This is a genomic window from Rhodococcus sp. IEGM 1241 (genome assembly GCF_033142365.1).
GTDB lineage: Bacteria > Actinomycetota > Actinomycetes > Mycobacteriales > Mycobacteriaceae > Rhodococcus_F > Rhodococcus_F erythropolis.
The window spans coordinates 583,026-609,177 of record NZ_JAWLSE010000006.1; the positions used below are offsets into that span (position 1 = coordinate 583,026).

The 26,152-nt window shown below is 63.5% G+C and carries 19 protein-coding genes; 7 read left to right on the forward strand and 12 right to left on the reverse strand.

From position 1 onward, the window contains the following. Positions 1-44: 44 nt before the first annotated feature. The 3 genes from R4P70_RS26815 to R4P70_RS26825 are packed head-to-tail and all read right to left on the reverse strand — an operon-like array spanning position 45 to position 6,999. Positions 45-4,064: a lipid II flippase MurJ gene (locus R4P70_RS26815; protein WP_317832612.1), complete on the reverse strand. Its 4,020-nt coding sequence runs from the start codon at positions 4,062-4,064 to the stop codon at positions 45-47. After that, the gene (locus R4P70_RS26820; RefSeq protein ID WP_317832614.1) at positions 4,061-6,415 is read right to left on the reverse strand and encodes a DUF6049 family protein; all 2,355 of its coding nucleotides are present in this window, start codon (positions 6,413-6,415) and stop codon (positions 4,061-4,063) included. Before R4P70_RS26820 ends, R4P70_RS26815 begins: the two co-directional genes overlap by 4 nt. Beyond that, on the reverse strand, positions 6,412-6,999 hold the full coding sequence (locus tag R4P70_RS26825; protein ID WP_019746192.1) for an NUDIX hydrolase: 588 nt from the start codon (positions 6,997-6,999) through the stop codon (positions 6,412-6,414). The genes R4P70_RS26820 and R4P70_RS26825 overlap by 4 nt, the downstream gene beginning before the upstream one ends. 111 nt (positions 7,000-7,110) lie before the next feature. On the opposite strand from R4P70_RS26825, the gene R4P70_RS26830 reads away from it, so the two are divergent. Further along, positions 7,111-8,562, forward strand: a complete 1,452-nt coding sequence (locus tag R4P70_RS26830) for a CCA tRNA nucleotidyltransferase (protein WP_317832616.1) — start codon at positions 7,111-7,113, stop codon at positions 8,560-8,562. On the opposite strand, the gene R4P70_RS26835 is transcribed toward R4P70_RS26830, so the two are convergent. Genes R4P70_RS26835 through R4P70_RS26845 form a run of 3 tightly spaced genes read right to left on the reverse strand, consistent with a single transcriptional unit; the run spans position 8,546 to position 12,121 of the window. After that, the gene (locus R4P70_RS26835) at positions 8,546-9,853 is read right to left on the reverse strand and encodes an MFS transporter (protein ID WP_021332609.1); all 1,308 of its coding nucleotides are present in this window, start codon (positions 9,851-9,853) and stop codon (positions 8,546-8,548) included. The two genes, R4P70_RS26830 and R4P70_RS26835, sit on opposite strands and share 17 nt — an antisense overlap. Positions 9,854-9,876: 23 nt before the next feature. Further along, positions 9,877-11,514, reverse strand: a complete 1,638-nt coding sequence (locus R4P70_RS26840; RefSeq protein WP_029256804.1) for an acyl-CoA dehydrogenase family protein — start codon at positions 11,512-11,514, stop codon at positions 9,877-9,879. Continuing rightward, entirely contained in the window at positions 11,498-12,121 is a 624-nt protein-coding gene (locus R4P70_RS26845; protein ID WP_019746188.1) for a TetR/AcrR family transcriptional regulator, read from the reverse strand. The genes R4P70_RS26840 and R4P70_RS26845 overlap by 17 nt, the downstream gene beginning before the upstream one ends. Before the next feature lie 61 nt (positions 12,122-12,182). Here R4P70_RS26845 and R4P70_RS26850 point away from each other — a divergent pair, with 61 nt between their 5' ends. Beyond that, the gene (locus R4P70_RS26850) at positions 12,183-13,340 is read left to right on the forward strand and encodes an SMI1/KNR4 family protein (RefSeq protein WP_317832619.1); all 1,158 of its coding nucleotides are present in this window, start codon (positions 12,183-12,185) and stop codon (positions 13,338-13,340) included. A 14-nt stretch (positions 13,341-13,354) separates the two neighbouring features. Here R4P70_RS26850 and R4P70_RS26855 read toward each other — a convergent pair whose 3' ends face one another. After that, positions 13,355-14,296, reverse strand: a complete 942-nt coding sequence (locus R4P70_RS26855) for an NAD-dependent epimerase/dehydratase family protein (RefSeq protein WP_092765158.1) — start codon at positions 14,294-14,296, stop codon at positions 13,355-13,357. Between the two features lie 134 nt (positions 14,297-14,430). Here R4P70_RS26855 and R4P70_RS26860 point away from each other — a divergent pair, with 134 nt between their 5' ends. Further along, positions 14,431-15,126 carry a TetR/AcrR family transcriptional regulator gene (locus tag R4P70_RS26860; RefSeq protein ID WP_211919048.1) on the forward strand — a complete coding sequence of 232 codons (696 nt, stop codon included), beginning with the start codon at positions 14,431-14,433 and terminating at the stop codon, positions 15,124-15,126. Positions 15,127-15,179: 53 nt separating this feature from the next. Continuing rightward, a complete protein-coding gene (locus R4P70_RS26865; RefSeq protein ID WP_020909845.1) occupies positions 15,180-15,785 on the forward strand; it encodes a YqgE/AlgH family protein in 606 nt (201 codons plus the stop codon). A 266-nt stretch (positions 15,786-16,051) separates the two neighbouring features. Here R4P70_RS26865 and R4P70_RS26870 read toward each other — a convergent pair whose 3' ends face one another. Further along, positions 16,052-17,032, reverse strand: a complete 981-nt coding sequence (locus tag R4P70_RS26870; protein ID WP_003942582.1) for a bile acid:sodium symporter family protein — start codon at positions 17,030-17,032, stop codon at positions 16,052-16,054. Between the two features lie 4 nt (positions 17,033-17,036). After that, positions 17,037-18,206 carry an MFS transporter gene (locus tag R4P70_RS26875; RefSeq protein ID WP_029256802.1) on the reverse strand — a complete coding sequence of 390 codons (1,170 nt, stop codon included), beginning with the start codon at positions 18,204-18,206 and terminating at the stop codon, positions 17,037-17,039. Between the two features lie 162 nt (positions 18,207-18,368). On the opposite strand from R4P70_RS26875, the gene R4P70_RS26880 reads away from it, so the two are divergent. Beyond that, positions 18,369-19,064 (forward strand): FadR/GntR family transcriptional regulator, encoded by a 696-nt coding sequence (locus tag R4P70_RS26880; RefSeq protein ID WP_020909842.1) that lies wholly within the window; start codon positions 18,369-18,371, stop codon positions 19,062-19,064. On the opposite strand, the gene R4P70_RS26885 is transcribed toward R4P70_RS26880, so the two are convergent. Both R4P70_RS26885 and R4P70_RS26890 read right to left on the reverse strand, forming a co-directional pair. Beyond that, positions 19,033-19,992 (reverse strand): hypothetical protein, encoded by a 960-nt coding sequence (locus tag R4P70_RS26885; protein ID WP_020909841.1) that lies wholly within the window; start codon positions 19,990-19,992, stop codon positions 19,033-19,035. The two genes, R4P70_RS26880 and R4P70_RS26885, sit on opposite strands and share 32 nt — an antisense overlap. A gap of 5 nt (positions 19,993-19,997) precedes the next feature. Then, a complete protein-coding gene (locus R4P70_RS26890; protein WP_317832625.1) occupies positions 19,998-20,492 on the reverse strand; it encodes an SdpI family protein in 495 nt (164 codons plus the stop codon). A 101-nt stretch (positions 20,493-20,593) separates the two neighbouring features. Between R4P70_RS26890 and leuS the strand changes: the two genes are divergently transcribed. Then, positions 20,594-23,440 carry a leucine--tRNA ligase gene (leuS, locus tag R4P70_RS26895; RefSeq protein ID WP_317832627.1) on the forward strand — a complete coding sequence of 949 codons (2,847 nt, stop codon included), beginning with the start codon at positions 20,594-20,596 and terminating at the stop codon, positions 23,438-23,440. Between the two features lie 62 nt (positions 23,441-23,502). Here leuS and R4P70_RS26900 read toward each other — a convergent pair whose 3' ends face one another. Continuing rightward, positions 23,503-24,204, reverse strand: a complete 702-nt coding sequence (locus tag R4P70_RS26900) for a hypothetical protein (RefSeq protein WP_257209827.1) — start codon at positions 24,202-24,204, stop codon at positions 23,503-23,505. 282 nt (positions 24,205-24,486) lie between these two features. On the opposite strand from R4P70_RS26900, the gene R4P70_RS26905 reads away from it, so the two are divergent. Next, positions 24,487-25,992: an MFS transporter gene (locus R4P70_RS26905; RefSeq protein ID WP_046379706.1), complete on the forward strand. Its 1,506-nt coding sequence runs from the start codon at positions 24,487-24,489 to the stop codon at positions 25,990-25,992. The last annotated feature ends 160 nt before the right edge of the window (positions 25,993-26,152 follow it).

Below are 26,152 nucleotides of genomic sequence, written 5' to 3' on the forward strand. Positions count from 1 at the left end.
CGGATATTAGCCCAGTCGGTAGGTTTCAGAAGGGCCAAGGGCGATCACTTTGCAGCAGTGAATGCAATCTCCGAGATGGATGTCTGGTTTTGTCCGGATTCGGTGCTGAGCTGCGTAATCCAAACCAGGACATACTGACCCGAGCCGTCCGACGAGAGCGGAATGTCGGTCACACCGTTCTTCAGTACACCGGATCCGATTTCCTTGGTCTGATCCAGCGAAGTATTCGCAGAAGGGGCAGAACGGATTTCAACGACGGTTCCGGGCGAATCGGACGTGATCGCAATGTTTTTCAGGTTGGCCGCATCGGCGAGCGTCACCATCAGGCCGACGCCGTTCTTCAGGGACGGGAAGGGCTGGAAGTACGAGTCCGACGACCATGCGGTGGCCGGATTGCCGTCGATGGCGTTCTTCGCCGTTGCCGGCTGATCCGGCGTGCCCTGGGGCGAGAACACCGTTACGGCCGAGGCGGCTACCGGCACGGTTGCGGCCGCCGGTGCGGGGGCAGGTGAATTGTTCTCGGGCGCAGTAGCTTCGGTGGTCAAGCCGAAACTCTGCTCGCTGAGCGGGGTGTCGTTACTGCCGCCCGAGAGGAAGCTCGCTACCCACACCACGAGGAGAATCAGGACGATCACGGTGAAGACACCGAGCGCCGTCAGTGCCGCGAGCATCCGCGTCGACTTCTTCTTCTCGGCCTCGATGGCTTCGGGGTCGTTCAGTGCGTGACCCGACGCACCCTGTTCGCGGTGGCCGAGACGAAGTGCCGGAATCATTTCCGTCTTGTCGTTGACGACGGACGCCTGATCGAGAATGTGCTGCACGGTGGCAGCTGTGCGGATTCCACTCTCCGACTGCAACGCTCGAACTGCCACGGCCGAGATGTCGAACGGAACCTCCGGACGGACGACCCGAGGCTCGACGATGTTGCCGTCGGCACCGCGGCCGGCGGGAAGCAAACCACCGACGGGACCGGCGGACGGATCGGCGAGCGGCCAGCGCGCCGTGATGAGCGAGTACAGCATGGCGCCGAGACCGCGGACGTCGCTGGTGGAATCGGCGTCGGCAAGCGTCGCCGGGAACGCCAGTACGGCGTCACCGTTGATGCTGATGCGAACGCGGTCCGGGTGATCGATGGACAACGCGCCGCCGGTGCGGTGGGCAGCTTCGGCAGCGGCCGCCAGGGCACGGATGGCGCGGGCTGCACCGATCGGTGACGGCGTGGTCTCGGCCATCTCACGCAGCGAGCGACCGGGAGTCCATTCGGCGACGACGATGCCGCCCGAACTTCCGCGGACGACGTCGAGGACGCGAGCCAGACCGGGCGAGTTGATCCTTCCCAGGCGCAGTGTGCGTGAGAGAACCGCCTGCGGTCCGGACTGGCTGTCGTCGTCACCGCGCTGATCGGCGTCGACGAACGTCAGGGCTACTTCACGGTCGAGCTTGACGTCGAGAGCTTCCCAGAACTGCAGTCCGCGGGTTCCGCCGTGCGGCGCGAGCAGACGGTAGCGTCCGCCGGCGACAGATGCGCCCGGGATGAGCTTGGGTCCACGGGGCATCGGTCGCTGGGCCGGTCGTGATGCGGATCCGGCGGCAGGTGTGCGAGGCGCAGCGGGCGGCGGTGTCTGAGCTGCAGCCGTCTTCTGAGGTTCGGGTGCCTTCTTGTCCGAAGCAGGCGTTTTCGGCGCGGGTGTCTTCGACACGGGAGCCGAAGGTGTCTTCGACACTGGAGCCGAAGGTGTCTTCGACACACTGACCGGAGGCACCGGCGGTGCGGCCTTCTGCACCGGCGGCTGTGGCTTCTGGCCCTGCTGTGGCTTCTGGACCGGCCGCTGCGCGGGCTGCTGTGGCCTCTGACCCTGCTGTGGCTTCTGGCCGGCAGATGCGGAGGAACTCGTGGATGCAGGTGTGCCCGACGATGCCGTTGACTTCTGTTCGGACGCTTTCACGGCAGAAGTCCCGGCACTCTTGTTGCCGGAAACGTTGTCGTCGCTCACCCTCGCTCCTTCTCCATCGATAGCCCGTCCCCGAATACGCGCGGGTTGCGATCCTGTACGCCCATGACCAGGGTACGGGAGCGCACCCGGTCGTTCTTGCTCGTTTGATTCCGTTCTGATTGCAGGAATCAGCTCGGTGACGTCGTCGTCGGTGTTGTTACGTGTGTCCGGTTCGGCGCGACCTGTCAGTGAACGAATCTTGCGGGAGACCGCAACCGTTACCGACAGAACTTCCGGAACCTTCTTGAAGTAGAGAATCGTGAAGGTGATCGCGAGCATCAGGATGCCGCCGACGGCGACGCGAACCATCGAGCCGGGTCCGCCGAAACGCTCGGTGAGTTGATCGAATCCGAGGACGCGGTCGACCGCGAGCATGGTCAGCGAACCGGCCAGCGAGGCGAGTACGACGGACCAGACTGTCTTGCCCACGTTGGCCATCTGCAGGTTTCCGAGGCTGCGGTGCAGGAGGTATCCGCCGATGACGGCGCCGGTGATGTATCCGAGACCGTTGGCCGCACCGAGCAGGATCACGACCTGATCGCTGTTGGAGGCGAAGACCGGAGCGAGCGCCGAGAAAGCGATCTTCACTGCAGTGATGCCGAGAACGATCCACGTCGGCGTCCAGGCTTGTTCGCGGGCGTAGAACACACGAAGTTGGATCAGGACCAGCGCGTACGGAATCAACGTGAATGCCGACCAGCTCACGGCAGTGCCGAGACGTTCGGCCTGTTCGGGTCCGAAGCGGCCGTAACCGTAGAGCGCTTCACCGACCTGCGGACCCATGAAGGTCAGGAACATGATGATCGGAACCAGCGTGATCATGGTCAGACGCGTCGCGACCGACAGATCGTCCACGACGGCCGGGGTGTCGTCGGCCGCAGCGTTGCGGCTCAGGCGCGGCATGATCGCGGTCAGAACCGTCACTCCGAGCACGCCGTACGGGAGCTGCAGGAGCAACCAGGCCTGGCTGTAGATGGCAGGGCCGGCTTCGTCGGCATGTGAGGAAATCTTGGTCGCGAAGATCATGCCCATCTGGCTGATCAGGACGTACAAGACGATGGCGACGGCCATGCCGCCGAACTGGCGCAGGCGATCGTCGAGACCCCACAGCGGCTTGAGTGAGATCTTCTCGCGGCGAAGCGCGGGGATCAGGCTGGCTGCCTGCACGATGACGCCGATGGTGATGCCGATACCGAGGGTGAGCAGCTTGGCGTCGCCCATCGAGACCGGATCAAGCGAGATCTCGCCCGGAGTCAGGCGGTAGACCACGAGCACCACGAGGACGACGACGTTGTTGAGTACAGGAGCCCAGGCTCCGGGTTTGAAGATCTGCCTGGTGTTCAGAAACGCCGTGAACAGTGCCGACAGCCCGTAGAACAGGATCGCCGGCAGAAGTAGATACGACAGCGCCGTGGTCAGGTCGGTGCTGACCTTGCCGTCTTCGGACAGGAAGACGTATTTGGTGAGTACGGGTGCTGCCAGGGTCGCGAGCAGCGCGGCCATGCCCAGTAGGACGAGCGACGCCGTGAAGAGGCGTCGGACAAACGCTTCGCCGTGATCGGCGTCCTCCCGCTCGGCGCGGACCAGCACGGGGACGACGATCGCGGTCAGAACGGCGCCCAAGACGAGCTCCGCGATCATGTTCGGGATCTGGCTGGCCACGGTGAACGAACTGGCGATGGCCGGGCCGAGGACCATCAGGATCATCAACTGCTTGGCGAATCCCGTGATGCGGCTCGTCAGCGTCGCGATCGCGATGGAACCCGTCGCCGCGAGGAGGCGGGAGTTCGTTTCCTTACGATCACCGACCAGGGCGTGCGCGTCGGTATCGAACTCGTCCGACTTTGTCGCCTGCCGATCGGCGAATTCCATCTCGGCTTCGCGATATCTGGGATAGTCGCGGATCACCGGGATGGTCATGGTGGGTGCGTCGTCGAAACGTGCGTCGGGGTTGACCGGCTGAATCGGGTAGCCGCGCTCCCACGGTGGCATCCGAGGATGCGAACGGGTCGTGGCACTCTTGCGGGTGATCGCCGATCGGCGACCCTCCTCGGGTGGATTCCCGGTCATGAGCGTTCGTACCCTTCATCTGCTGGGTCCGGCTGACCCTTGAATCGATGCCACAGCCGTCGCCCTGCCAGGAACAGCAGCAACCCTCCCGCTGTCGCCGTCACGGCGGCCAGGGGACGACCGTACGCATTCGACCGTACGGTCACGCTGGTCGGCGTACCCAATTGGCGGCCATCTGTCGTGGTCAGCGAGAAGTTGACTTCCAGCTTGCGAGAATCGTTCATTTCCGCGGGCACAGTCAACTGTCGGCTACCTCGCGGCGGCAGCTGTTTGGGACCGATGTCACTGATCTGCATCTCGGGTGGGGCTTCCACACGCAGGTCGACGTTGATGGCGATGGGCAACTCGTTGCGCGCCACCAGCAGGAGCGGACTCTGCCCCGATGCGAGGGTGTAGACGCCGCCCGGCGACACCACACTGACGGCCCGGTACATCCCGTCGACGGCTTCGGTGACGTTGTCGGCGCGGATGGTCGCAGCGCGCTCCGCCCGATTGACCGATGCGGAGGCGACGTTGCGGCGATCCGCCAAGGTCATCGAGCGAAGTAGATCTTCGCGGAGCGGTGCCGTGAATCCCCGGGGGGTGAGCGAAGCCGCCGGATCGTCCACGAGCGATGCTTCGAGCCCGTCGATACGCGGAAGTTGGGTGGTTGCGGTCTCGACGACGGACGTCTGCGGACCGTCCTGGGTGGCTCGGTCCGGGTAGTCGAGCGTGGCGGCGTCAGTGGCCCCCGGTTGTCTGCCGAGTAGTGCGGGCAGGGCCTGAGGTGAGGCGAGGCCGGAGCGAATGAGGGTCGCGAGCATCGAGAGCACGGCGGTGGCGTCGTTGCTGTCCGCGGTCCACAGTTGCGGCGGCGCGAAGATCTGATTGCGCGGCAATGACGTGGGCGTCAGCGCGGCCCACGCCATCGCTCCCAGCGCGTCCTGGCGCCGGGCGCTGCGCGATTCGATGTCGATGGTCGGCGCGGTGTCGTCGGGGATGTACGACGGGACCTGCGGCTCCGAGCCGGTGGCGGCCAAGGCTGCGGCTGCCGAAGTGTCGAACGCAAGGGCGTCGAGTGAGCCGGTTATCCGCGACGACAGTTGCGGGGCTGCCGAGTCGACGGAGGTGTCAGCCACCATCGCTGTGGTGGGATTCACGCTCAGCACCTCTGCGGTGGCCGAGTCGAGGACACCCGAATCCGGCCAGACGAAATCCCGCAGTGACGTCACGCCGAGGATGTTGTCGACGATGTCTGCCGGGCGTGCGAGCGCGGTAGCCGTCAACTCCGGATTGGCCACCGAGGTGACTGCGGCGAGATCGGCCTGGGCGAACGGAACTGCCGTAGTGCACATCGAGAACGCGAGGGTCTTCACCCGGCCGAGCCATTGGTTGGCGGCGTCGCTGCCACGGCCTTCGTGCGACGGTCCGGTGGGATCTGACGAGTTGTCGGCCACGAGGTATCCGCGAGTCATGTTCTCGACAGTGATGAGAAGGTCGGGGTCGATTGCCAGGCAGAGCGCATCCGTGACGCGGCGATCGGTATCGCTCTCGGGCTTGGTGGCGTTCTCCACCGCATCGACCAACGCGTCCAGGCGCCCGCCGTCGGAAAGTTCGGTGGCAAGTTCGTCGTCGATCAGGCGCACGGGTTCGTTGACCGCGCCCGGGATTCCGCCGACGAGTCGTGGCGCGTCGGCGAGCGGCCACATGAGCGTGACGCCGATCGGGGCGGACGTGTCGGGGGGAACGACGGCCGTCGCGGACGAACTGGGTGTTCCGGATGTGGCGTTCGATTCGGCCGCGGCCGGCACACCGAGCACTGGGAGCAGGAAGCGTGCGTCGTCGAGTCGGGCGGCCCCGCCGTATTCCGGGGTGCCGTTCACGTTGACGAGCATCGGGTAGACGCCCGGTTCGGTGATGTCGAGAGACAACCCGGTTGTGCTCCGGAGCGGCAAGGTGAGTGTGAACTGCTTGGACTGGCCGGTGTCGAGGGTGGTGGCAACGGTGTCGAATTCGCCGACCGTGTCGAAAACAGCCTGGTCGAAATCGAGTGCTGCGCGCACGTCCGAACTGGAGTCGATCGCGGGAGCGCGTTGCAGCCTCACTCCGACGTCCTCGACGGGACGGTCACCGACGTTCTTCACCGTGCCCTTGACCACGACGTTGCGGTCGCTGGTTGTCGTCACGGTGGTCGGTGCGGTGGAGTCGATGGTCAGCTGCAGAAATTTGGCATCGTTGGTGTTTCGCGCCGGTGCACGCTCACTGGGCTGGCTGGACGGAGCGGCCCAGGAGACGGCCGTCGTCGCGGGCCCGAAACCGACAGCGGCCATCACCAAAGCGGCCACACCGGCCCGCCGCAGAGCCATTCTCATCCGGCGTCCGGTTCCTTCGGGTGCTGTACTCGCGGGATTTCAGGTCGGTGCATTTCAGGTCGCGGCATTTCAGCGATCATCTGCGATGCAAGTTCGGCCAGCTTGCGCTCGTCGGCGTATGCGAGTCGCTTGTGCAGTTCCGTCAGCGGCACCCAGGCGACTTCGGTGACCTCGATGTCCTCGTCGGAGAGTTCACCGCCGAGAAAGCGGAGGAGATAGTGGTGCACGGTCTTGTGGACGCGTCGACCTTCGGTCACGAACCAGTAGTCGATGCTGCCCAGCGGTGCCAGGACGGTTCCCTGGATACCGGTTTCTTCTTCGACCTCACGCATTGCGGTCTGTTCGGCCGTCTCACCCTGCTCGATATGGCCTTTGGGTAGCGACCAGAGCAGGCGTCCGCGGCGGTCGGTTCGGCCGATCAGTGCAGCGCAGAGGCGTTCGGGAGGTCCGCCCCAGCCGTCGACGACCAAGCCGCCCGCAGAAGTTTCACGGACGGTTCGCATCAAAGGTTTATCGGGGTTGCCGACGGCAGGTCGACGCCGCGGGTTGCGGCGACTCCTGTTTGTTCGTTCGGCACCAGACACCTCATCGATACTAGTTGGCCTTGCAGCGTTGCCCGGTAACCCGCGCAAAGCGGTCTATCGCGTTCGTATGCGCGTTCTGCTATTTGCGCACCTTAAGTAAGCTCCTTTCACGTGACTGTCCCTACCTCCGACGCTGATCGCCGCCTACGACTGCTTGCCGACGCCACTGCAACGCTCGGCACGTTGTCCGACGTGTTGAACCCGCTCGGTGAGCGTTTTGCCGAGGCCGGTCACGAGCTGTTCCTGGTGGGTGGCAGTGTTCGCGACGCGATCCTGGGCCGCTTCAGTGGCGATCTGGACTTCACGACGGACGCCAGGCCGGAGAAGGTTCAGGCTCTGCTCAAGGGCTGGGTGGACAAGCAGTGGGACACCGGCATCGAGTTCGGGACCATCAGCGCCATCAAACACGGCCAGGAGATCGAGATCACGACCTTCCGGGCCGACGCTTACGACCGTGTCTCACGTAATCCGATAGTCGAGTACGGAACGACGTTGGCCGACGACCTGGTGCGCCGCGATTTCACCGTCAACGCGATGGCGATGAAGATCGGCGCGGACGGTTCCTACACGTTTGTCGATCCGCTGAACGGCATGGACGCCCTGCTGGCCGGGGAACTCGATACGCCGTCGGCGCCGGAGAACTCGTTCAACGACGATCCGCTGCGGATGCTGCGCGCAGCCAGGTTCGTCTCGCAGCTTGGTTTCACGTTGAACAATCGCGTTTTCGAGGCCATCAAGGAGATGGCGTCGCAGATCGAGCGGATCACCGCCGAGCGTGTGCAGGTGGAGCTGAACAAAATGATGCTGGGCATGTACCCGGTGGACGGCATCAACATGATGGTCGACTCCGGACTGGCTGCATACCTGCTGCCCGAGGTTCCGCAGATGAAGCTCGAGATCGACGAGCATCACCAACACAAGGACGTCTACCAGCACTCCCTCACCGTGCTCCAGCAGGCGATCGATCTCGAAGAAGGCGATCCCGACCTCGTATTGCGTTGGGCTGCACTGCTTCACGACATCGGCAAGCCGGACACCAAGCGCAACGAACCGGGCGGCGGCGTCAGCTTCCACCACCACGAGGTGGTTGGCGCCAAGCTGGTGCGCAAGCGCATGCGTGCCTTGAAGTTCTCGAAGCAGATGGTCGACGACGTTTCGCAGCTCGTGTTCCTGCACTTGCGTTTTCACGGCTACGGCAAGGGACAGTGGACCGACTCCGCGGTGCGGCGGTACGTCACCGACGCGGGCGAGCTGCTCCCCCGGCTGCACAAGCTCGTCCGGGCCGACTGCACCACGCGTAACAAGCGCCGCGCCGCGCAGTTGCAGGCCACATACGACGACATCGAAGAGCGGATTGCGCGCATCGCGGAGCAGGAAGACCTCGCTCGCGTGCGTCCGGACCTCGACGGCAACGCCATCATGGAACTGCTCAACATCCCGGCCGGCCCGCAGGTGGGCAAGGCATGGACGTTCCTCAAGGAACTACGTCTGGATCGCGGCCCGCTCGAGCGTGACGAGGCCGAAGCCGAACTGCTGAAGTGGTGGGCTACCCAGCAGGGCTAGTTTCTCGTTTCTTGCGGTTGAGCAGCACCGCTGACAAACCGGCGGCATAGACACCCGCGCCGGCAAGGGCCAGGCCGACGCTCTTGCCGTCGGGTGCGATCACCGTCGACGCTGCCGCGATTGCACCGATGAACGCGACGTTGAACACGGTGTCCTGCAAGGCGAATACCTGGCCACGACGGTCGTCGTCGATGTCGATCTGCATGGCCGCGTCGCCGCTGAGTTTCACGGACTGCCCGGCGATGCCGAGCAGGAAGGCGGCGATCAGCAGCGATCCCTGCGTCAGGGTGGTTACGAAGACGAGCTGGACGGCCACCGCGCACACCAGGGCGTACGTGATCGTCCTTGAGCGACCGATCCGCGGGATGAGGAACGGTGTGATCAATGCCGCGATCAGCATTCCGATGGCCGTTGCACCGACGGCGACGCCGAATCCGGCCATCCCTCCAGGTAATTGGGAGCCGTTCGAGGTGTCGCGTAGGACCAGCACCATGATGAGGGTGTTGATGCCGAAGCAGATGCGGTGCGCTCCGATCCCGATCATTGCCGTGGTGACGCCAGGCGCCTCCCAGACAGCGGTTGCCCCGGTGCGCAGTCCGGCCGTTACCGAACGGACGGCGCTGGCACGAATCACTTCGTCGGCCACTGGACCAAGTGAGCGGGCGGTGAACCTGGCCGCGGCGAGGGCTGCGATCACCGATCCCAGTGCTGCGATGGCCACGGCGGCGCCTGACGCTCGATCCCCCGCGCCGATCACGCCGATGATCGCCACCGCTGCCGAAGCACCAAGAGCGGCTACCACCGAACCAGCCGTTGTGAGAACGGAATTGGTTGCCACCAGCCACGATTGTCGAACGACCTTCGGCAGGGCTGCGGATACGCCTGCCCCGACAAAGCGGCTGACCCCGATCGCAGCAAGCGCACACGTCAACAACAGAGTGTCACCGCCGCCGGCGACCAGCAGCACCGCGGTGGTCAGGATGAAGAGCCCGCGGAGCACGCTCGCCCACAGGAGCACCAGGCGGCGGTCCCAACGATCCAGCAGAGCGCCGGCAAAGGGGCCGATCACCGAATAGGGAAGGAGCAGTACGGCAAAGCCGGCCGCTATCGCCACCGGATCGGTTTCACGTTCCGGGTTGAAGAGGATTGCGCCGCCGAGCGCGGCCTGGAACATTCCGTCGCCGAACTGGCTGGAAAAGCGGACGAGCGCCAGCCTTCCCAGGCCGGGTGATTCACGCAGGGTGTGCAGTACGCGCTGCCAGGCCTCGCGGCGGTTCGAGGCTCGGTTCATAAGCGGAAACTGTAGTGGGTGGGTCAGGCGCCGATCTTGACGGTGGCCCGCTCGAGGATCGGCGCGATGTCGATCCCCCTCGGCAGGGTTCCGAACACGCTCCCCCAGCTATCTCCGAGCCGACTCGCGCAGAATGCGTCGGCCACCGCGGGGTGCCCGTAGCGGAGCAGCAGCGAGGCTTGCAGTGCGAGTGCCATGTCACCGACGATCTTTCGTGCCCGGTATTCGATGTCGTCGAAATCGCCGAATGCCACCTCGAGATCCCGCACGGTCTGATCGAAGCGGGCGTCCACGCCACTCGCTTGTTTCAGTTCGTCGAAGAACACCTGCAGCGTTTCGGGTTGCTTCGCCATCGCCCGCAGAGTGTCGAGCGCCGCGACGTTGCCCGACCCTTCCCACACCGAGAGCAGCGGAGCCTCGCGATAGAGGCGCGGCATCCGGGATTCCTCCACGTATCCGTTTCCGCCCAGACACTCGAGTGCCTCGGCAGCGTGGATCGGTCCGCGCTTGCAGACGAAGTACTTGCTCACGGCCAATGAAATGCGTCGTAGTGCGCTCGCGTGGGCATCGCCCGACGTTGCGCGGTCGGTCAGCGCGGCCAGCCACATCGCGACGGTAGTCGACGCTTCCGATTCCACCGCCAGATCTGCGAGAACATTGCGCATCAAAGGTTGGTCGATCAGGTTGGCGCCGAACGCACTTCGATGATTCGCATGGTGAACTGCCTGCAGAGTGCCGACGCGCATGCCGGTGGCCGTGCCGATCGTGCAGTCCAACCTGGTCATGTTGACCATCTCGATGATGGTGCGCACGCCCCGGCCTTCCTCGCCCACCATCCACGCGAGAGCGTCGCGGTACTCGACCTCGCTGCTCGCGTTGGAATGATTTCCCAACTTGTCCTTCAGACGCTGCAGGTACATGTTGTTGAGCGAGCCGTCCGGCAGGACCCGAGGAAGGAAGAAGCACGACAGACCGCCCGGCGCCTGGGCGAGGACGAGGAACACGTCCGACATCGGTGCGGAGGTGAACCACTTGTGGCCTGTCAGGAGATAGCTGCCGTCGGATTGTGGCACTGCCCTTGTGGTTCCGGCACGCACGTCCGAACCGCCCTGTTTTTCCGTCATCGACATACCGGCGATCAATCCGGGTTTGGTGAGGGGAGCTTTCAGCGCCGAATCGTAGTGCCGGGTGGTCAGGAGGGGTTCGTACTGCGCCGCCAGGTCCGCGTTGTGCCGCAGCGCTGGGATCACGGCGTACGTCATGGAGATGGGGCAGCCGTGGCCGGCGTCGGTTTGACCCCACACGGCCATCTTCGCGGCGCGGACGAGGTGTGCGTGTGGATTCGGGTCAACCCAAGGAGCGCCGTGCAATCCCAATTCCACTGCGGTGCTCATGAGTTGGTGATAGGCAGGGTCGTAGCGGACCTCGTCGATGCGGTTGCCGTAGCGGTCGTGGGTTCTCAGGACAGGTGGGTGCTCCTCGGCCAGGTCGCCCCACTCCTGAGCTTGCGCGCTGCCGGCGCGGACCCCGACGCGATGAACCTCTTCGGCTGCGTCCGAAGCTCCCTCGCGGTGTAATGCCTCGAGGATCGGCGCGTATTCGGCTGCGTCGTAATCGATCAGGGGCGGTACCTGATTGGTGACTTCATGCGTGGGTGTCATCGAAACTCCCTAACGATCGAAGGGTGAAGGCGAGGATGGCATCGATCGCAGCGGGATCCGTGGTGCCGCCGCGCAGCGGAAGGATCAGGGCCTCGCCGATTGCCCCGACGATGCACGCTGCCGTCAGAGTGGCGTCCTGCGAAGGTATCTCACCGGTGTCGACTGCCGAGCGAATTGCGGTGGCCAGGCAATCGCGGAACGATTCGCGAAACATGAGTCGCTGTTCGTCGACGAGTGGATCCACCGGTTCCACCAGCAGTGCATAGGCGAGAACCGGTGCACGCATGGCACGTTCGGCGAAGGTGCGAACCGACGCCGATACCGCGGAGCGGTGGTTGCCTTCCAGACTTCGGGCATTGTCTCCGGCGTCGCGGGCCGCGGATACCTCACGGCTGCAGACAGATTGGAACACTTCGGCGAACAATTCACCCTTGCCGTCGAAATGTCGATACAGCGTCCCGGTGGCGACGCCGGCGTTCTTGGCCACCGCGGCGATGGAACACCCCGCATAACCGTGGGTTGCCACTGCCGTCGTGGCCGCGTCGAGCAGTCGGGCGCGTTGGGCGTCCAGTCTTTCCTGTACTGCCGGAGTGCGGCGATAGGCCATGTGAAGAAGTGAACACCCGTTCCGTTCTTGCGTCAAGAGTTGACTGCTGGAGAATGACGACATGGCTACCACGGCGAAAGTCGATTTCGAAGTTCCGGTTCTGGTTCTCGGTCCGCGACCTCGTGAACCGTATGTCCACACTTACGGCAAGGTCATCGGTTTGAGTCCCGTTGTCGCTCGCTTGGCGTTGAGTTCGACCGAAGGCCCGGTCCGGATCACCGTCGACACGCTGGATGTGGACCCGGGAATTCCCGCTCTCGATGATTGGGAGACGATCGAAGAAGGCACGCTCGAGAGCGTTGTTGCTGGTCTGCCACCACTTCGATTGACAGGCGAACGGGTCCACGAGTTCGGATTCCTCGAGCGCCTACCGATTGGCCTCTACCGCATCCGAGCCTCGGTGCGCGGCCGGGACTTTGATCAAGCCGACCCTGAAGCTTTCATCCAGATCTGGCCCGTCGCGGAATTCGAGCCGATTCATCTCTTCAAGTCAGGCGACAAGGTCGAAGTACGGGACGTCTACAGCGATGACAGGCACCTCACGATCCCCCCACGACCAGGAGGCGTGCAACAGAAAGCGACTGAGGGTATCCACGCTCACAGCGTGACCGAACCAACATCAGTGCGCCGGCAATGGGAACGGATCGCCGCCTGGTTTTCCGAGAACGGATTTCCGCAAGCACTGGATGCGTTCGCGCCCGGCGCCGCGCAATCGGAAATCGACCGGGTCGAGGCACTGAGCGGAATCGCGTGGCCAACCGAATTGAAAGACCTCTACTCGGTCCAGAACGGCTTCGCCCCCGGCGCCTGGATGCAGTTCCTTCCCCAACACGACATGCTCAATCTGGACGAGCTGTTGGCCAATCACCGCAGAGCCCCGGCGGTGTACGAGCTGCCAGATGTCCCGGAGAGTGTTCCCTCATTGTCGGACCGTACTCAGCCGGCAGGAACCTCGATCGGAAAGTTTCTTCCGGACTACATAACCTTCGCCTGCCGCGACGGATACGAATTATTCTGCGACACAAGGCAAGGGGAGCTGACAGGCTGTGTGACCGAGTATGCCCGTGAGAACGCGGACGCCGCCGAACCTCAGTGGACTTCGATCAGCGCGTTGCTCGCCGATCTCGTAGATTCCCTGGAAACGGGTCGGCCTTTCAGTGGTGGCTGGGTAGCGGGACTCGGTGATGGCGGACTTTCCTGGCGGTACGCACCCGCGTAGCGTGTGCGGCCACTTCAGGCAGCAGCGGTGCGAGCCTGTTCCGCGCGCCACCACACGACGGTCTCTTCGGCGGCCTGATCGAGCGGCGTCGGCGAGAGTCCGAGCAGCACTTCGCTGGCGCTCGAGTCCATGACAAACGGCTTGGTGAACTGGTAGTTCATCTCCGCGAGTTCGCGGCTGTCGGTGTTGATCTTGCCGACGGCGTCGAGCACCCAGGCGGGCAGGACACCCACCTTGGCGGGGGTCGCCCCGGCGGCTCGGGCGAAGGCCTCGGCGATTTTGCGCTGAGTGAGCGCGGGGCCGGTGGGTGCGTGGATGACGGAGTTCCAGAGTTCGGGGTTGTGTGCTGCTGCGATCATCGCCGCCGCGAGATCGGGGATGTAGGTGAAGGAGTGCGGCTGGTCTGCGGAACCGATGACACGAATCTTCTTACCTGCCATGACCTTCGGAACCATGCGCTCGCCGGCGTGTGCGGTGCGGACGCGGGGGCCGAAGAAGTCCGAGGCCACGACGCTGACGGTGGGTGTTGCGGAGGCCTCGCGGGCCCGCAGCAGCGCGGTGCGCACTCCGCGCTTGCCGCCGGTGGCGTTGCGTGGATCGGATTCGGTCATCAGGGTGTCGGAGTTGTAGGCGTAGAGGCTTTCGGGGAAGACCACGACGGCTCCGATGGATGCGGCTGCGTCGAGCACAACCTTCTCGGCCGCCGGGAGTTCCCGCTCCCAATCGGCTGCGTTGTAGGCGGCGTGGATGCAGTGGTAGATGGCCGTGGCGCCCTCGCTGACCGAGCGCAGGGCCTCGGAATCCGAGACGTCGACGCGTCGGCGGTCGATCAGCGGGTGCTCGGGCCCGCTGCCGGACCTGGTCAGGAGCCGGACGTTGATTCCCTGCTCGGCGAGCTGTAGCGCGACGGCGGATCCGACGGGTCCTGCTCCGGTGACGATTTCGAGGTTCGACATGTTGTGCTCCTTCTCGTTTCAGGTGAACTGAGAGCACTGCTCTCGTTTTCAAGAATGCACCCGCACCTCAGCGCTGTCAAGAGCAGTGCTCTCTTTTGTTGATACTGCTCTCGGTCATGGGGCAAGATGGACTCATGGTTGGAACTCCCCGCGAGCGGGCGCGCGAACAGACGCTGCAGGACATCACCCGGATCGGGCGCGAGCATCTTGCTGCCGTCGGCGCCGCCGCGTTGTCCTTGAGGGCCGTCGCGCGTGATCTGGGAGTCGTGTCCTCAGCGGTGTACCGCTACGTCGCCAGTCGCGACGAACTGCTGACCTTGCTGGTGGTGGACGGGTACACGGAACTGGGCGCGGAAGTGGACTCCGCCGTGAATGCCGTTGCAGCAGAAGATTTTCGCGGACAGTTCATTGCTCTCGGACGTGCCGTCCGGAGTTGGGCGATCCGGGAGCCGGCTCGATACGGATTGCTGTTCGGCAGCCCCGTCCCCGGTTACGACGCTCCGGGCGAGCAGACCACCGGCCCTGGCACCCTCGTCGTGACCCGGCTGATCTGGATCATCGACGCCGCCCATCGCGCGGGTGCACTCACGGTGCGAGAGGGCCCGGACCTGAGTGACACGCTGGCAACGGACCTCGAGGGAGTGCGGAAAGAACTGGGCACCGAACTGCCGCCGGATGCCGCGGTGCGCGCAACACTCGTCTGGGTATCGCTGTTCGGTTCGGTGAACTTCGAGGTGTTCGGGCAGTACGGAAGCGATACGTTCACCGATGCGAGTGAGATTTTCGAGCGGCATCTGGCACTACTTGCCGATGTGGCGGGTCTGACCTGAACACGCCTGTGTCTCGTTCCCCCGCACGCAGTTGTCGGTGAGATGATGTCTTTGTGGCGCACGCAGAAGAACCCGAGGATCGAATGGCCTGGATAGAACCGGAGGTTCGTCCGGGCAGTTTGTTGGTGTCATCGACCGACCTCACGGAACCCGCATTTCGCCGCACCGTCATCTACATGATCGAGCACAACGACGCCGGGAGCCTTGGTGTCATCGTCAATCGGCCGAGTGAGACGGCCGTGCAGAACGTGTTGCCGCAGTGGTCACCGCTGACCGCGCATCCTTCGGCCCTGTACATCGGTGGACCCGTCAAGCGTGACTCCGCGCTCTGCCTGGGGATCGCTCGCAACGGTGCACGAATCGACGGCGTCGCCGGCCTGCGGCGGGTGGACGGCAAAGTTGTCATGGTGGATCTGGACTCGGACCCGGAGGTCATCGCTCCTCTGGTCGAAGGGATCCGCATTTTTGCCGGTTACTCGGGTTGGACTCTGGGCCAGCTGGATTCGGAGCTCGAACGTGAAGACTGGATGGTGATCAGCTCACTGCCGTCCGATGTGCTGACGCCGCCCCGAGTCGATGTCTGGGCACGGGTGCTACGACGCCAACCGCTCCCCGTGGCAATGCTGGCCAGCCATCCCATCGAAGTGGAACGAAACTGATCTGTCGGAGGTCGATGATATTCCTGTGTCATCGTTTTCGAGAGAGGTGGCAGCAATGATCGCTGAGCGTCAGATCCAGTGCGCGGATTGTGTTTCGGATGTCGATCACTGCCACGATTCTTTGCTGCGACATGCGGACGGATCACTCGAATGCACCGGCGTGAACTGCGTCGACCTGGCATCGAGTCGCCATGCGTTGTCCATCGATTGTGCTGAACTGCAGGGCGGTTGTGGCTGCGTCGACGCGACCCGAGGCGAGTTGCTCGCTAGCTGACGCTCACCGGATCCCGATTCGCGAAGCGTTGCGCCATCGCAGCACAGACGATCAGTTGGATCTGATGGAAGATCATCAGCGGCAACACGATCAGGCCGACGGGCTGGCCTGCAAACAGTACGGCCGCCATCGGTAGGCCTGTCGCCAAGGACTTCTTCGACCCGCAGAAGATGATGACGATCTGATCGGGAAGGTCGAACCCGAGCTTGCGCCCCGCGAGCGTGGTCACGCCGAGAACCAGCGCGAGGATCAGGCAGCACACGATTGTGAGGATCACGATCTGCCAGATCGTGATGGTGCTCCAGATCCCCTCTTTCATGCTCTCGCTGAAGGCGGCGAAGACAACGAGGAGGATCGATCCGCGATCGACGTACTTGGTGGGCTCGGCATACTTCTGCAGCCATCCGATCACCAGCGGGCGGATCAGCTGGCCCACGATGAACGGGATCAGCAGCTGCACGACAATGTCGAGGATCGACGAGAAGTCGACCGTCGCCTGGCCCGTTGTATTCATCAGCAGAACCACCAGCAACGGGGTGACGAAGACGCCGATCAGGTTGGAGAACGACGCACTGACAATCGCGCCGGCGACGTTTCCCTTGGCGATCGAAGTGAACGCGATCGACGACTGAACCGTCGACGGAACGAGGCACATGTAGAGGATGCCGGTGTAGAGCTCGTCGCTGATCAGGGTCGGCGACAGGAATCGCAGCGCAAGGCCGATCAGCGGGAAGAGCACAAACGTCGCGGCAAGGACGACAGTGTGCAGTCGCCAGTGCTTGACGCCCTTCCAGGCTTCCTGCGGCGAGAGCCGTGCGCCGTAGAGCAGGAACAGGAAGCCGATGGCGATCTTGGTGGCCCAGTTCAGAATGCTCTCCGCGGTACCCGATACCGGGAACACACTTCCGAGCACGCCGGCGATGATGATGCCGAGGATGAACCCGTCGATGTAGAACCTACTGAGAAACTTCACCTGGCTAAGGATAACGGCGTGCGTCGACGGGCTCTCGAGCCCCACGAAGGTTGAAGCCCATCACGGCCAGGCACAGGAGCGTCCCGACGATCGACAGTTCGATGATGGCCGTCTGCATTCCCTGGATGGTGATGGCGATACCCGCGATGATCGACGGGATCGCCAGTCCCGCGTAGCTGACGGTGAAGAATGCCGCCAGGACTCCGCCGTGGCTCTCGCGGGCGTGGATTCGGGCGGCGGCGTTGACGCGTTTCATGCCGCCGGCAAACGCCAGACCGTGCCCGGCGCCGACCACCACGGTGATGACGCCCAGCAGCGCAAGGCTGGGGACGAGGTCGACCACGAGTAGGCCGATCATTCCTAGAGCGAGGATTCCCAGGCCAGCGGTGACGGACGTCCGCGGGTCCATGCGACTTCCGCCGAGCTGCGCGATCACCGAGCAGATCATGACCAGTGCAGCTGCTCCGCCGCCGAGTAGGAGGTTGTCGATGTTCAGCAGGCTGGTCATCCACGACGGGACCACCGACTGGAAGAGTCCGACTGCGCCCCACGACAGCGCGACGGCGAGTGAGCTGAGCCAGAACGTTTCTCGAATGGTGGCGGGAACATGCGGCATCTGGAAGAACCGCTTCGGGCGTGTGATGTCCCCGATCCGCGGAAGTAGCAGCAACACGATCAGTGCCGGGATGAACGCGACGAGGAAGATCAGATACGGCAACCGCAGCGGTTGCGGAAGGTACTGGGCGATCGCACCGGACACGAGTGGTCCGAGTGCACCACCCAACGCGCCCGTCACCGTCGATACGAGCGCTGCCCGGCGGTGATCGAACTTCGGTTCCTGCTCCACCAATGCGGCGCTGCCCGCCGCACTGGCCGCGCCCACCGCGATTCCCTGAGCAACGCGTCCGACGAACAACCACACCGTCGCGTCGGCGAAGGCCAGAACGAGCGTGCCGACGACGCTCAGCGCGAGTGCAGTCAGAAGCACGGTGCGTCGGCCGAGGGCGTCGGACAGCGGTCCGAAGAACAGCAACGCCGGAACGAGGCCGGCGACGTAGACGCCGTAGATGAGCGTCTGGATGGTTGGCGTGAATCCGAACTCGGTCCGGTACAGCCCGTAGACGGAGGTGGGCATGTTCGCGCCCAGAAGGATCACGGTGAGGACGTAGCCCACGCCGTAGAAGTGTCGATTGGTGCGGCGTGTGCGTTCTTCGGTGGCGACAGCTGTGGCGGACGTGGGAAGCCCCTCCTGATGACAGAGTTCGAAAATACATAGGTCGTCCTACGTATCGTAGGTGAGTGGAATGATCGTCGCGAATGCTGTGAGGATGAGTAGATGACCGTTGTTCGCAAGGAGTCCGCGTACGAGCAATCCCTCGATTGGATGCGCGCGCAGATCTCCGACGGCGCCTGGACCGTCGGGAACCGTGTTCCCACCGAGCCGGAACTGATGAGTGTTCTCGGCGTCGGCCGGAACACCGTGCGCGAAGCGATCAAGACATTGACCTCGACGGGAGTCCTGGAGATCCGTCGCGGATCAGGGACCTTCGTTCGGGCACGGACCGACATCGGCGGACTGCTCGGCAAACACGCGTCCGTCGACGAGATGAAATACGTCTTCGAAGTGCGTCGTGCGCTCGAGATGGAAGCGGTCCGGTTGGCGTGTGAGCGTCGTAGCGACGACGACGTTCGGATACTTCGTGAGCTGGCCGCCAAGCGTGACGTGCCGGCCGAGAACTTCGTCGACGTCGATCTGGCGTTTCATATTGCCGTCGTCGATGCCGCTCACAATCCGGTTCTGACCGATCTGTTTGCCGGAATCCTCGAAACGGTCCGCGCCACCTACGAGGTGACCGAAGGCGTTCATCCGCCGTCGCTGACGTCTTCGCATCATCAGGGAGTTGCCGAAGCCATTGCCGAACGCGATGTCACCAAAGCCAGGGCGGCGGCATGCGGGTATCTCGAGAAGACTCAGGAAGCGATCGGTTCAGGTTCGGCGGTTACCGAGTCCGGGCGTCGGCCAATCGGTTGAGGGACCCGGCGATGTCTTCGGCCTTCGGTGTCGTGATCGTGAGGCGGTCGCCACCGGCGAACGTGATGACCACCGCTGGCCCGGTGCGGGTGACGACGCCGTAGTTACGACGACCCTTGGTCTTGAGTCCCCAGCCGCCGAAGTCCGCGAACGGTTTGATCTCCGCGACGTCGGCTCCGACAACTTCGTCGATGCCGTAGGTCATCGCAGCCATCCCCATGTTGATCACCCGGATTTCCGGTTCGTCGACGATCACCCGGAAGCGAACCAGGCTGACGACGAGCAGTCCGAGTGCACCGAAGATGAACAGCGGCCAGAGTGACCGCATCGCCAACGCCATGATGACTCCGGGCGCCAGAGTGATCGCAGTGAGGATCACCGAGCCTTTGGTGCTGAATCCGACGTCGTCGGAGATAGGTAGAGGGCAGCTGCTTCGCGGCAACCCGGCCGAGGGTTCGATCGTGGCAAGAGTGCGGACGCGGTAGTCACGCAGGAACGAGGCGCCGATCCACCCCAGCACCCCGCCGACTGCAAAGCCGACACCGATAGACCACAGCGGGAGTGACGTCGTGGACGGATCGGCGACATCGAGTTGGGTGTAGAGCAAAGCGAAGTTCACTGTGGTGATGAGCCCGACCACGCTCAGCCCGACAACCAACATGAAGCGACGCATCATCAACATCGCGGGAGCAAGAGCAGCAATCGCGCTGAGACCGCCACCGAAGAGCAGTGTCAAAAGTGCAATGGTCCATGCGTTGGCCGACGGGGTGGAGAAGCCGTCCGGCGAGGTGGTGGTCCAGTGAGTCGCGATCTGTTCCGGGAGGCGAGGCTCCCAAATTTTTGTCAGGACGAAGCCGAAGACCGCACACAACAGCGGAACCACTAGTCCGAATACGACCCCGGCCGGGTCGACCACGCGATGTTTCACGTGAATCAATGAGCCGGCTGGCAAGCATCCTTGAGCGCGCAGGCACCGCAGGAAGCGGTACCGCAAGCGGCAGCGTTCGCCTTGGCCTCGGGGGTCTCCGCCGCCGGCTCGTCTGCGGCAGGCTCGGAGTGGCCGCCGCAGTTGCAGTCGTTACCGCATCCGCTCTGCTGTGGGAGCGCGGCGGCCGCGCGGGTGCCGATGCCTCCACCGAAACCGGCAGTGAGGACGGCGACGGCGACGGCGATGATCGCGACCGCGACGCCGACGACTCCGCCGATGGTCAGTGCTGCGACTCCGCCGATGACCAACATTCCAGCGGCCGCGAGCATGGTCGGACCGGCCACCTTGTTGGCGAGGGCGAACGACTCCTCGCTCCGCAGGGAATCCTCGGTGCGGACACCGGCCCAGCGGTTGCGCGGGAGTTTGCCGATCAGACCGGCGACACCAACTCCACCGACGGCGACAGCGAGCACGAATAGCACCACAGCGACAACGATCACCCATACAGGATAGGCGCGAGTGGAGTTGATGGTATGCCCGGGTCGCACAGGCTCTACCCTGGTTATCGGTATTTCCGTCAGCCAAGTAGATAGCGACCACAGTGACCGAGTCTCCGCAGTCCCCCGATTCACCAGCCGACGCAACTCCGCAGCACCGCTACACCGCGGAGCTCGCCGGCCAGATCGAGCAGCACTGGCAGGACCGCTGGAGTGAGGACGGCACGTTCAACGCGCCCAATCCGGTCGGTCCGCTCTCCTCGCCCGACGGTGTTCCCGCCGACAAGCTCTTCGTTCAGGACATGTTCCCGTACCCATCGGGTTCGGGCCTGCACGTCGGTCACCCGCTCGGATACATCGCTACGGACGTCTTCGCGCGCTTCCATCGCATGCAGGGGCGCAATGTCCTGCACACCCTCGGCTACGACGCCTTCGGTCTCCCGGCCGAGCAGTACGCCGTGCAGACGGGTACCCACCCGCGGACGACCACCGAGTCCAACATCGCCAACATGAAGCGCCAGCTGCGACGCCTGGGTCTGGGGCACGACGAGCGTCGTAGCCTCGCGACGACGGACGTCGACTTCTACCACTGGACGCAGTGGATCTTCCTGCAGATCCACGGCGCCTGGTACGACAAGGCTGCAGGCAAGGCCCGTCGTATCTCCGAGCTGGAAGCCGAGTTCGATTCCGGTGAGCGTGCTCTGGAAGACGGACGCGAGTGGGCGTCGCTGACAGTCGCCGAGAAGGCAAAGGTCGTCGACTCGTACCGCCTTGTCTACCAGTCGGATTCGATGGTCAACTGGTGCCCCGGTTTGGGCACCGTGCTGGCCAACGAGGAAGTCACCGCCGACGGTCGTAGTGACCGCGGAAACTTCCCCGTGTTCCGAAAGCACCTCCAGCAGTGGATGATGCGCATCACCGCGTACTCCGATCGCCTGGTCGACGATCTCGAGTACCTGGATTGGCCGGACAAGGTCAAGGCCATGCAGCGCAACTGGATCGGACGCTCCTATGGCGCCGAAGTTACCTTTGCCGCAGGCCAGTACGGCGTCGATGTGTTCACGACGCGCCCTGACACGCTGTTCGGCGCCACCTATGTGACGCTGGCTCCTGAGCACGACTTGGTGGACAAGCTCGTCGCGGACGAGTGGCCCGAAGGTGTCGACGCACGCTGGACTGGCGGTGCCACGACTCCGGCGGAAGCTGTTGCTGCATACCGCAAGTCGATTGCCGCCAAGACCGACTTGGAGCGTCAGGAAAACAAGGAGAAGACGGGCGTCTTCCTCGGTTCCTACGCCGTCAATCCGGTCAACGGCCACAAGGTCCCGATCTTCATCGCCGATTACGTTCTGACGGGCTACGGCACCGGCGCGATCATGGCAGTTCCAGGACACGATCACCGTGACTGGGAGTTCGCGAACGCGTTCGGACTGGAAATTCTCGAAGTTATTGCCGGTGGCGATGTTTCGGAGGCTGCGTACTCCGGTGACGGCCCGCTGGTGAACTCCGACTACCTCGACGGCCTGGACGTGGCCGAGGCCAAGGCGACCGTCATCAGCCGCCTCGAGGAGAGCGGCCAGGGCAAGGGCACTATCCAGTACAAGCTGCGCGACTGGCTCTTCGCGCGTCAGCGTTACTGGGGTGAGCCTTTCCCGATCGTCTACGACGCGGACGGCAACGCACACGCCCTGCCGGATTCGGCTCTGCCCGTGGTGCTTCCGGAGGTCGAGGACTACGCACCGGTGTCCTTCGATCCGGACGACGCCAACTCCGAGCCCTCTCCCCCGCTGAACAAGGCGACCGACTGGGTCAACGTCGAGCTCGATCTCGGCGACGGTCTGCAGACCTACCACCGCGACACCAACGTCATGCCGCAGTGGGCAGGTAGCTCGTGGTACCAGCTGCGCTACATCGATCCCACCAACCAGGACGCCTTCTGCGACCCGCAGAACGAGGCGTACTGGACGGGTCCGCGTCCGGAACTGCACGGCCCCAACGATCCCGGTGGAGTCGACCTGTACGTCGGCGGCGTCGAGCATGCGGTGCTGCACCTGCTGTACTCGCGCTTCTGGCACAAGGTTCTGTTCGACCTGGGCTACGTGTCCTCGAGCGAGCCGTACCGTCGCCTCTACAACCAGGGCTACATCCAGGCATTCGCGTACACCGATGCCCGCGGCGTCTACGTGCCGGCAGAAGAGGTCGTCGAGCGTGACGGCAAGTTCTTCTTCGAGGGCGCCGAGGTCAACCGCGAGTACGGCAAGATGGGCAAGAGCCTCAAGAATGCCGTTGCGCCGGACGAGATCTGCGCCGAGTTCGGTGCAGACACCTTGCGTGTGTACGAGATGTCGATGGGTCCGCTGGACACCTCGCGTCCGTGGGCGACCAAGGACGTCGTCGGTGCTGCTCGATTCCTGCAGCGAGTGTGGCGCGTCGTCATCGACGAGGAGACCGGCAAGCCCCGTGTCACCGACGAAGCGCCCGGTGAGGAGACGCTGCGTGCGCTCAACAAGGCGATTTCCGGTGTCATCGAGGATTACACCGCGCTGCGCGACAACACGGCCGCTGCGAAGCTGATCGAGTACAACAACCACCTCACCAAGGCGTTCCCGGGTGGCGCGCCCCGTGCTGCCGTCGAGCCGTTGGTGTTGATGCTCGCTCCCCTGGCGCCGCACCTCGCGGAAGAGCTGTGGTCACGTCTTGGACACACGGAATCTCTTGCACACGGCCCCTTCCCCGCTGTCGAGGAGAAGTGGCTCGTCGAGGACACCGTCGAGTACCCGATCCAGGTCAACGGCAAGGTTCGTAGCCGCATCAGCGTGCCGGCGGATGCCGATCGCAAGGCTGTCGAGGAGATCGCCCTGGCCGACGAGAAGATCGTCGCTCTGCTCGAGGGCAACGCACCGCGCAAGGTGATCGTTGTGCCGGGCAAGATGGTGAACATAGTTCTGTAGGCGCTTCGCGCACGTGCGCCGTTTCGGTAGTTACCGCTACCGAAACGGCGCACAGTCGTATGTCAAAGGTCCCGGCCTGACTTCCAAAGTGCATGGTCGACCTCCCAAGCAGTCAGTTTCCGTGCAGGAACTTCGCTGTTGATTCGATCGACGACTACCGCGATCGTTTCAGAGGCTTCGGCGGGGTTGAACGTATGACCGTGGTGCTTGAACCAGCGCAGAACCATCCGGTCAGGTTTCACACGATCGTGATCACCTACGAGCATCCAAAAGTAGCTTCGTCTGATGCCATGGGCGCCCTCGCCTTTAATGTGTCGTAGGTCTGCATTGACAGCTCGAAAGTGCCCCGGATTTTCGAACAACAGTTGCGCCTGATCGATCGTCTCCACACCGTGTTTTTGAAGAGCCTGCCCGTGCTCGAGAACCGCTTGAGCCTTCGTGATTCCCCCTCTTGTGGAGGTTCGTTGCTTGTTTGTAGTCTCGAGCAGCCTGATGATGTCGAACTCTTCGAGGAATCTGTTGATCGGGAGCGGATCGATGCAGACGGTTGAAGCAGCGACAGACGGGTTTGAGATGTCAAGGGTCGCAGCGACTCGTTCGACGAGTGGTACTACCGTCGTCTTGTAGTTCGCTTGAATGCTCCAGACTGCGTCGAGGATGCAGAACGTCAAGCTGGTCCATCGGCGCTCACGAGGTTGTGGATCGAGCTCCTTGATGGCAGTCGTCAGTCGGGTCAGATCGCCTGTGGCCAGTTGCATCGTCATAGCGATATCTTGCACGAGACTGCCGACCTACCGATTGGAAATCGTTGCCTCGGCTCACAATCCAGGGACTTCGGCTTCGTGTGGCCAATCAGTCGTTGTCCTGATTGTCCCGCTCCGCGGAACATTCTGTAGCGCGCGTTCGACGCGAGGGCTGTGATGCAGGTAACACGTTGCCGTGAGTGGTAGCTGTCGTTCCACTGCACTTCCCCGCAAGGCCCCGGCCGACGGTATTCGGCAGGGGGTCAATCGAATTCGCAGGTGTCCCGAAAGGATTCTTCAGCCATGGCGTCTCATGTCCACAGCGACGGTTCGTCTCCCAGTCTGCCCGAATCGACGTCGATACCGGAGCGGTGGACTCCGCGACTGGTGTTCTCGCTGGCGTCGATCGTTCTTCTTCTCGAAATGCTCGCGGTGAGCTACATGATGATTTCCACGGCACTGCCCGCCATCTCGGTGCATTATCAAACAACGCAGGGCGCTTGGCTGCTCACGTCGTTCCTGCTGCTGGGGGCGGTCGCGTCTCCGCTGCTCGGCAAGCTCGCGGACATGTACGGCAAACGAAAAGTCCTGCTCTTTGCGGTCGCCGGCGCAGCGGTCGGATCCTTCATTTCGGCGATTGCGCCGAGCTATGCCGTCTTGATTCTGGGCCGGTCCCTGACTGGTCTGCTCGTTCCCTGCCTCTTCCTGAGCTACTCCCTCATTCGAGATGTCTTTCCGCCGAAAACCGTTGCGCTGGCTGTCAGTATTGCAACCTCCGGGATGGGCCTGATCGCTATTCCGGCGCCCTTCCTCACCGGTTGGTTGATCGACAACCACGGGTTCCGGAGCATCTTCTGGTTCTTCGTCATCGGTTTGGTTCTGCTCGGCGGCATGATCTTCGCTTCGACGGCGGAATCAGCTGTACGACTGCGTTCTTCGCTGGACCTCATCGGTGCGGTACTACTCGGATCGGGCATCGCCGGAATTCTGATCGGCGTCAGCTTCGGACCGACCTGGGGCTGGAAGAACGGCTCGACGCTGGCCTATCTGATCGGCGGCGTCGCACTGCTGGTGGCGTGGGTTGCCTCTGCCCGAGCCATCCGTGAGCCCTTGATCGACCTGCGCTACTTCGGCAAGCGTTCGGTGATGCTCACCGCCGTCGGTGCCGGGTTCTGCTACGGCGCGTCGGGAGTCTTCACGATTTTGCTGCCGATGATGGTGATGACGCCAGCAGTTCTCGGCCTGGGATACGGATTCGGCGTCACGGCAGAAGGATTCGCGATCTTCCAGGCGCCCCTTGGCGGCATGGTGGTGGTCGGCGGCTTGATCGTGGGCTTCCTGGTCGGCCGCAACATTCGACCCCGCATGCTGATGATCATCGGAATGATCCTCATGGCAGTCGGATTCACCTTGACGGCCACCATTCACGACAACAAGCCGCTGCTCATCATCTTTGCCGGAATCTTCGGTGTCGGTATGGGTATGGGTTACGCCTCCATTCCGAACCTGCTCATCGAGGCAGTGCCGCCGCAGTTGCAGGCAACCACGGCGAGCATGGTCGCGGTCTTCCAGAGCATCTTCCCCGCAGTGCTTCCCGTCATCGCCTTCACGGTCTTGAACTCGCACATCGCGATGGCGATGGAGGGCGCTGTGTTCTACACCGACGAGGGCATGCGTATCGCGTTCCTGATCGGTGCTGCTGCAGCAGTTCTCGGTGCGATCGCAGCCGTGTTCCTGCCGCGAAACATCGTCCAGATCGGCGCAGAAGACGGCGCGGCGCAGGAGACGTCCCTGCTGCCTGCTCACTGAGTGGACATGCTGCGCGTGTAGATCCGGGCTGTCAGGATTGGGTGTACTGGCGAAAGGACTCCCATGACGTTCGCGGATCTGGCCGGCGATGAACTGTGGAGTTATCTGCAGGAGCGTTCAGGATTGCCCGGCCCGCGCGCGAACCTCGCGCTCATGCTCG

What these genes read in the sequence shown, in the direction of transcription:
- R4P70_RS26850 (WP_317832619.1), top strand. Translation starts at nt 12,183, where the DNA reads ATGGCTACCACGGCGAAAGTCGATTTCGAAGTTCCGGTTCTGGTTCTC.
- R4P70_RS26860 (WP_211919048.1), top strand. Translation starts at nt 14,431, where the DNA reads ATGGTTGGAACTCCCCGCGAGCGGGCGCGCGAACAGACGCTGCAGGAC.
- R4P70_RS26820 (WP_317832614.1), bottom strand. Translation starts at nt 6,415, where the DNA reads ATGAGAATGGCTCTGCGGCGGGCCGGTGTGGCCGCTTTGGTGATGGCC.
- R4P70_RS26835 (WP_021332609.1), bottom strand. Translation starts at nt 9,853, where the DNA reads ATGAACCGAGCCTCGAACCGCCGCGAGGCCTGGCAGCGCGTACTGCAC.
- R4P70_RS26905 (WP_046379706.1), top strand. Translation starts at nt 24,487, where the DNA reads ATGGCGTCTCATGTCCACAGCGACGGTTCGTCTCCCAGTCTGCCCGAA.
- R4P70_RS26815 (WP_317832612.1), bottom strand. Translation starts at nt 4,064, where the DNA reads ATGACCGGGAATCCACCCGAGGAGGGTCGCCGATCGGCGATCACCCGC.
- R4P70_RS26840 (WP_029256804.1), bottom strand. Translation starts at nt 11,514, where the DNA reads ATGACACCCACGCATGAAGTCACCAATCAGGTACCGCCCCTGATCGAT.
- R4P70_RS26900 (WP_257209827.1), bottom strand. Translation starts at nt 24,204, where the DNA reads ATGACGATGCAACTGGCCACAGGCGATCTGACCCGACTGACGACTGCC.
- R4P70_RS26845 (WP_019746188.1), bottom strand. Translation starts at nt 12,121, where the DNA reads ATGGCCTATCGCCGCACTCCGGCAGTACAGGAAAGACTGGACGCCCAA.
- R4P70_RS26880 (WP_020909842.1), top strand. Translation starts at nt 18,369, where the DNA reads ATGACCGTTGTTCGCAAGGAGTCCGCGTACGAGCAATCCCTCGATTGG.
- R4P70_RS26855 (WP_092765158.1), bottom strand. Translation starts at nt 14,296, where the DNA reads ATGTCGAACCTCGAAATCGTCACCGGAGCAGGACCCGTCGGATCCGCC.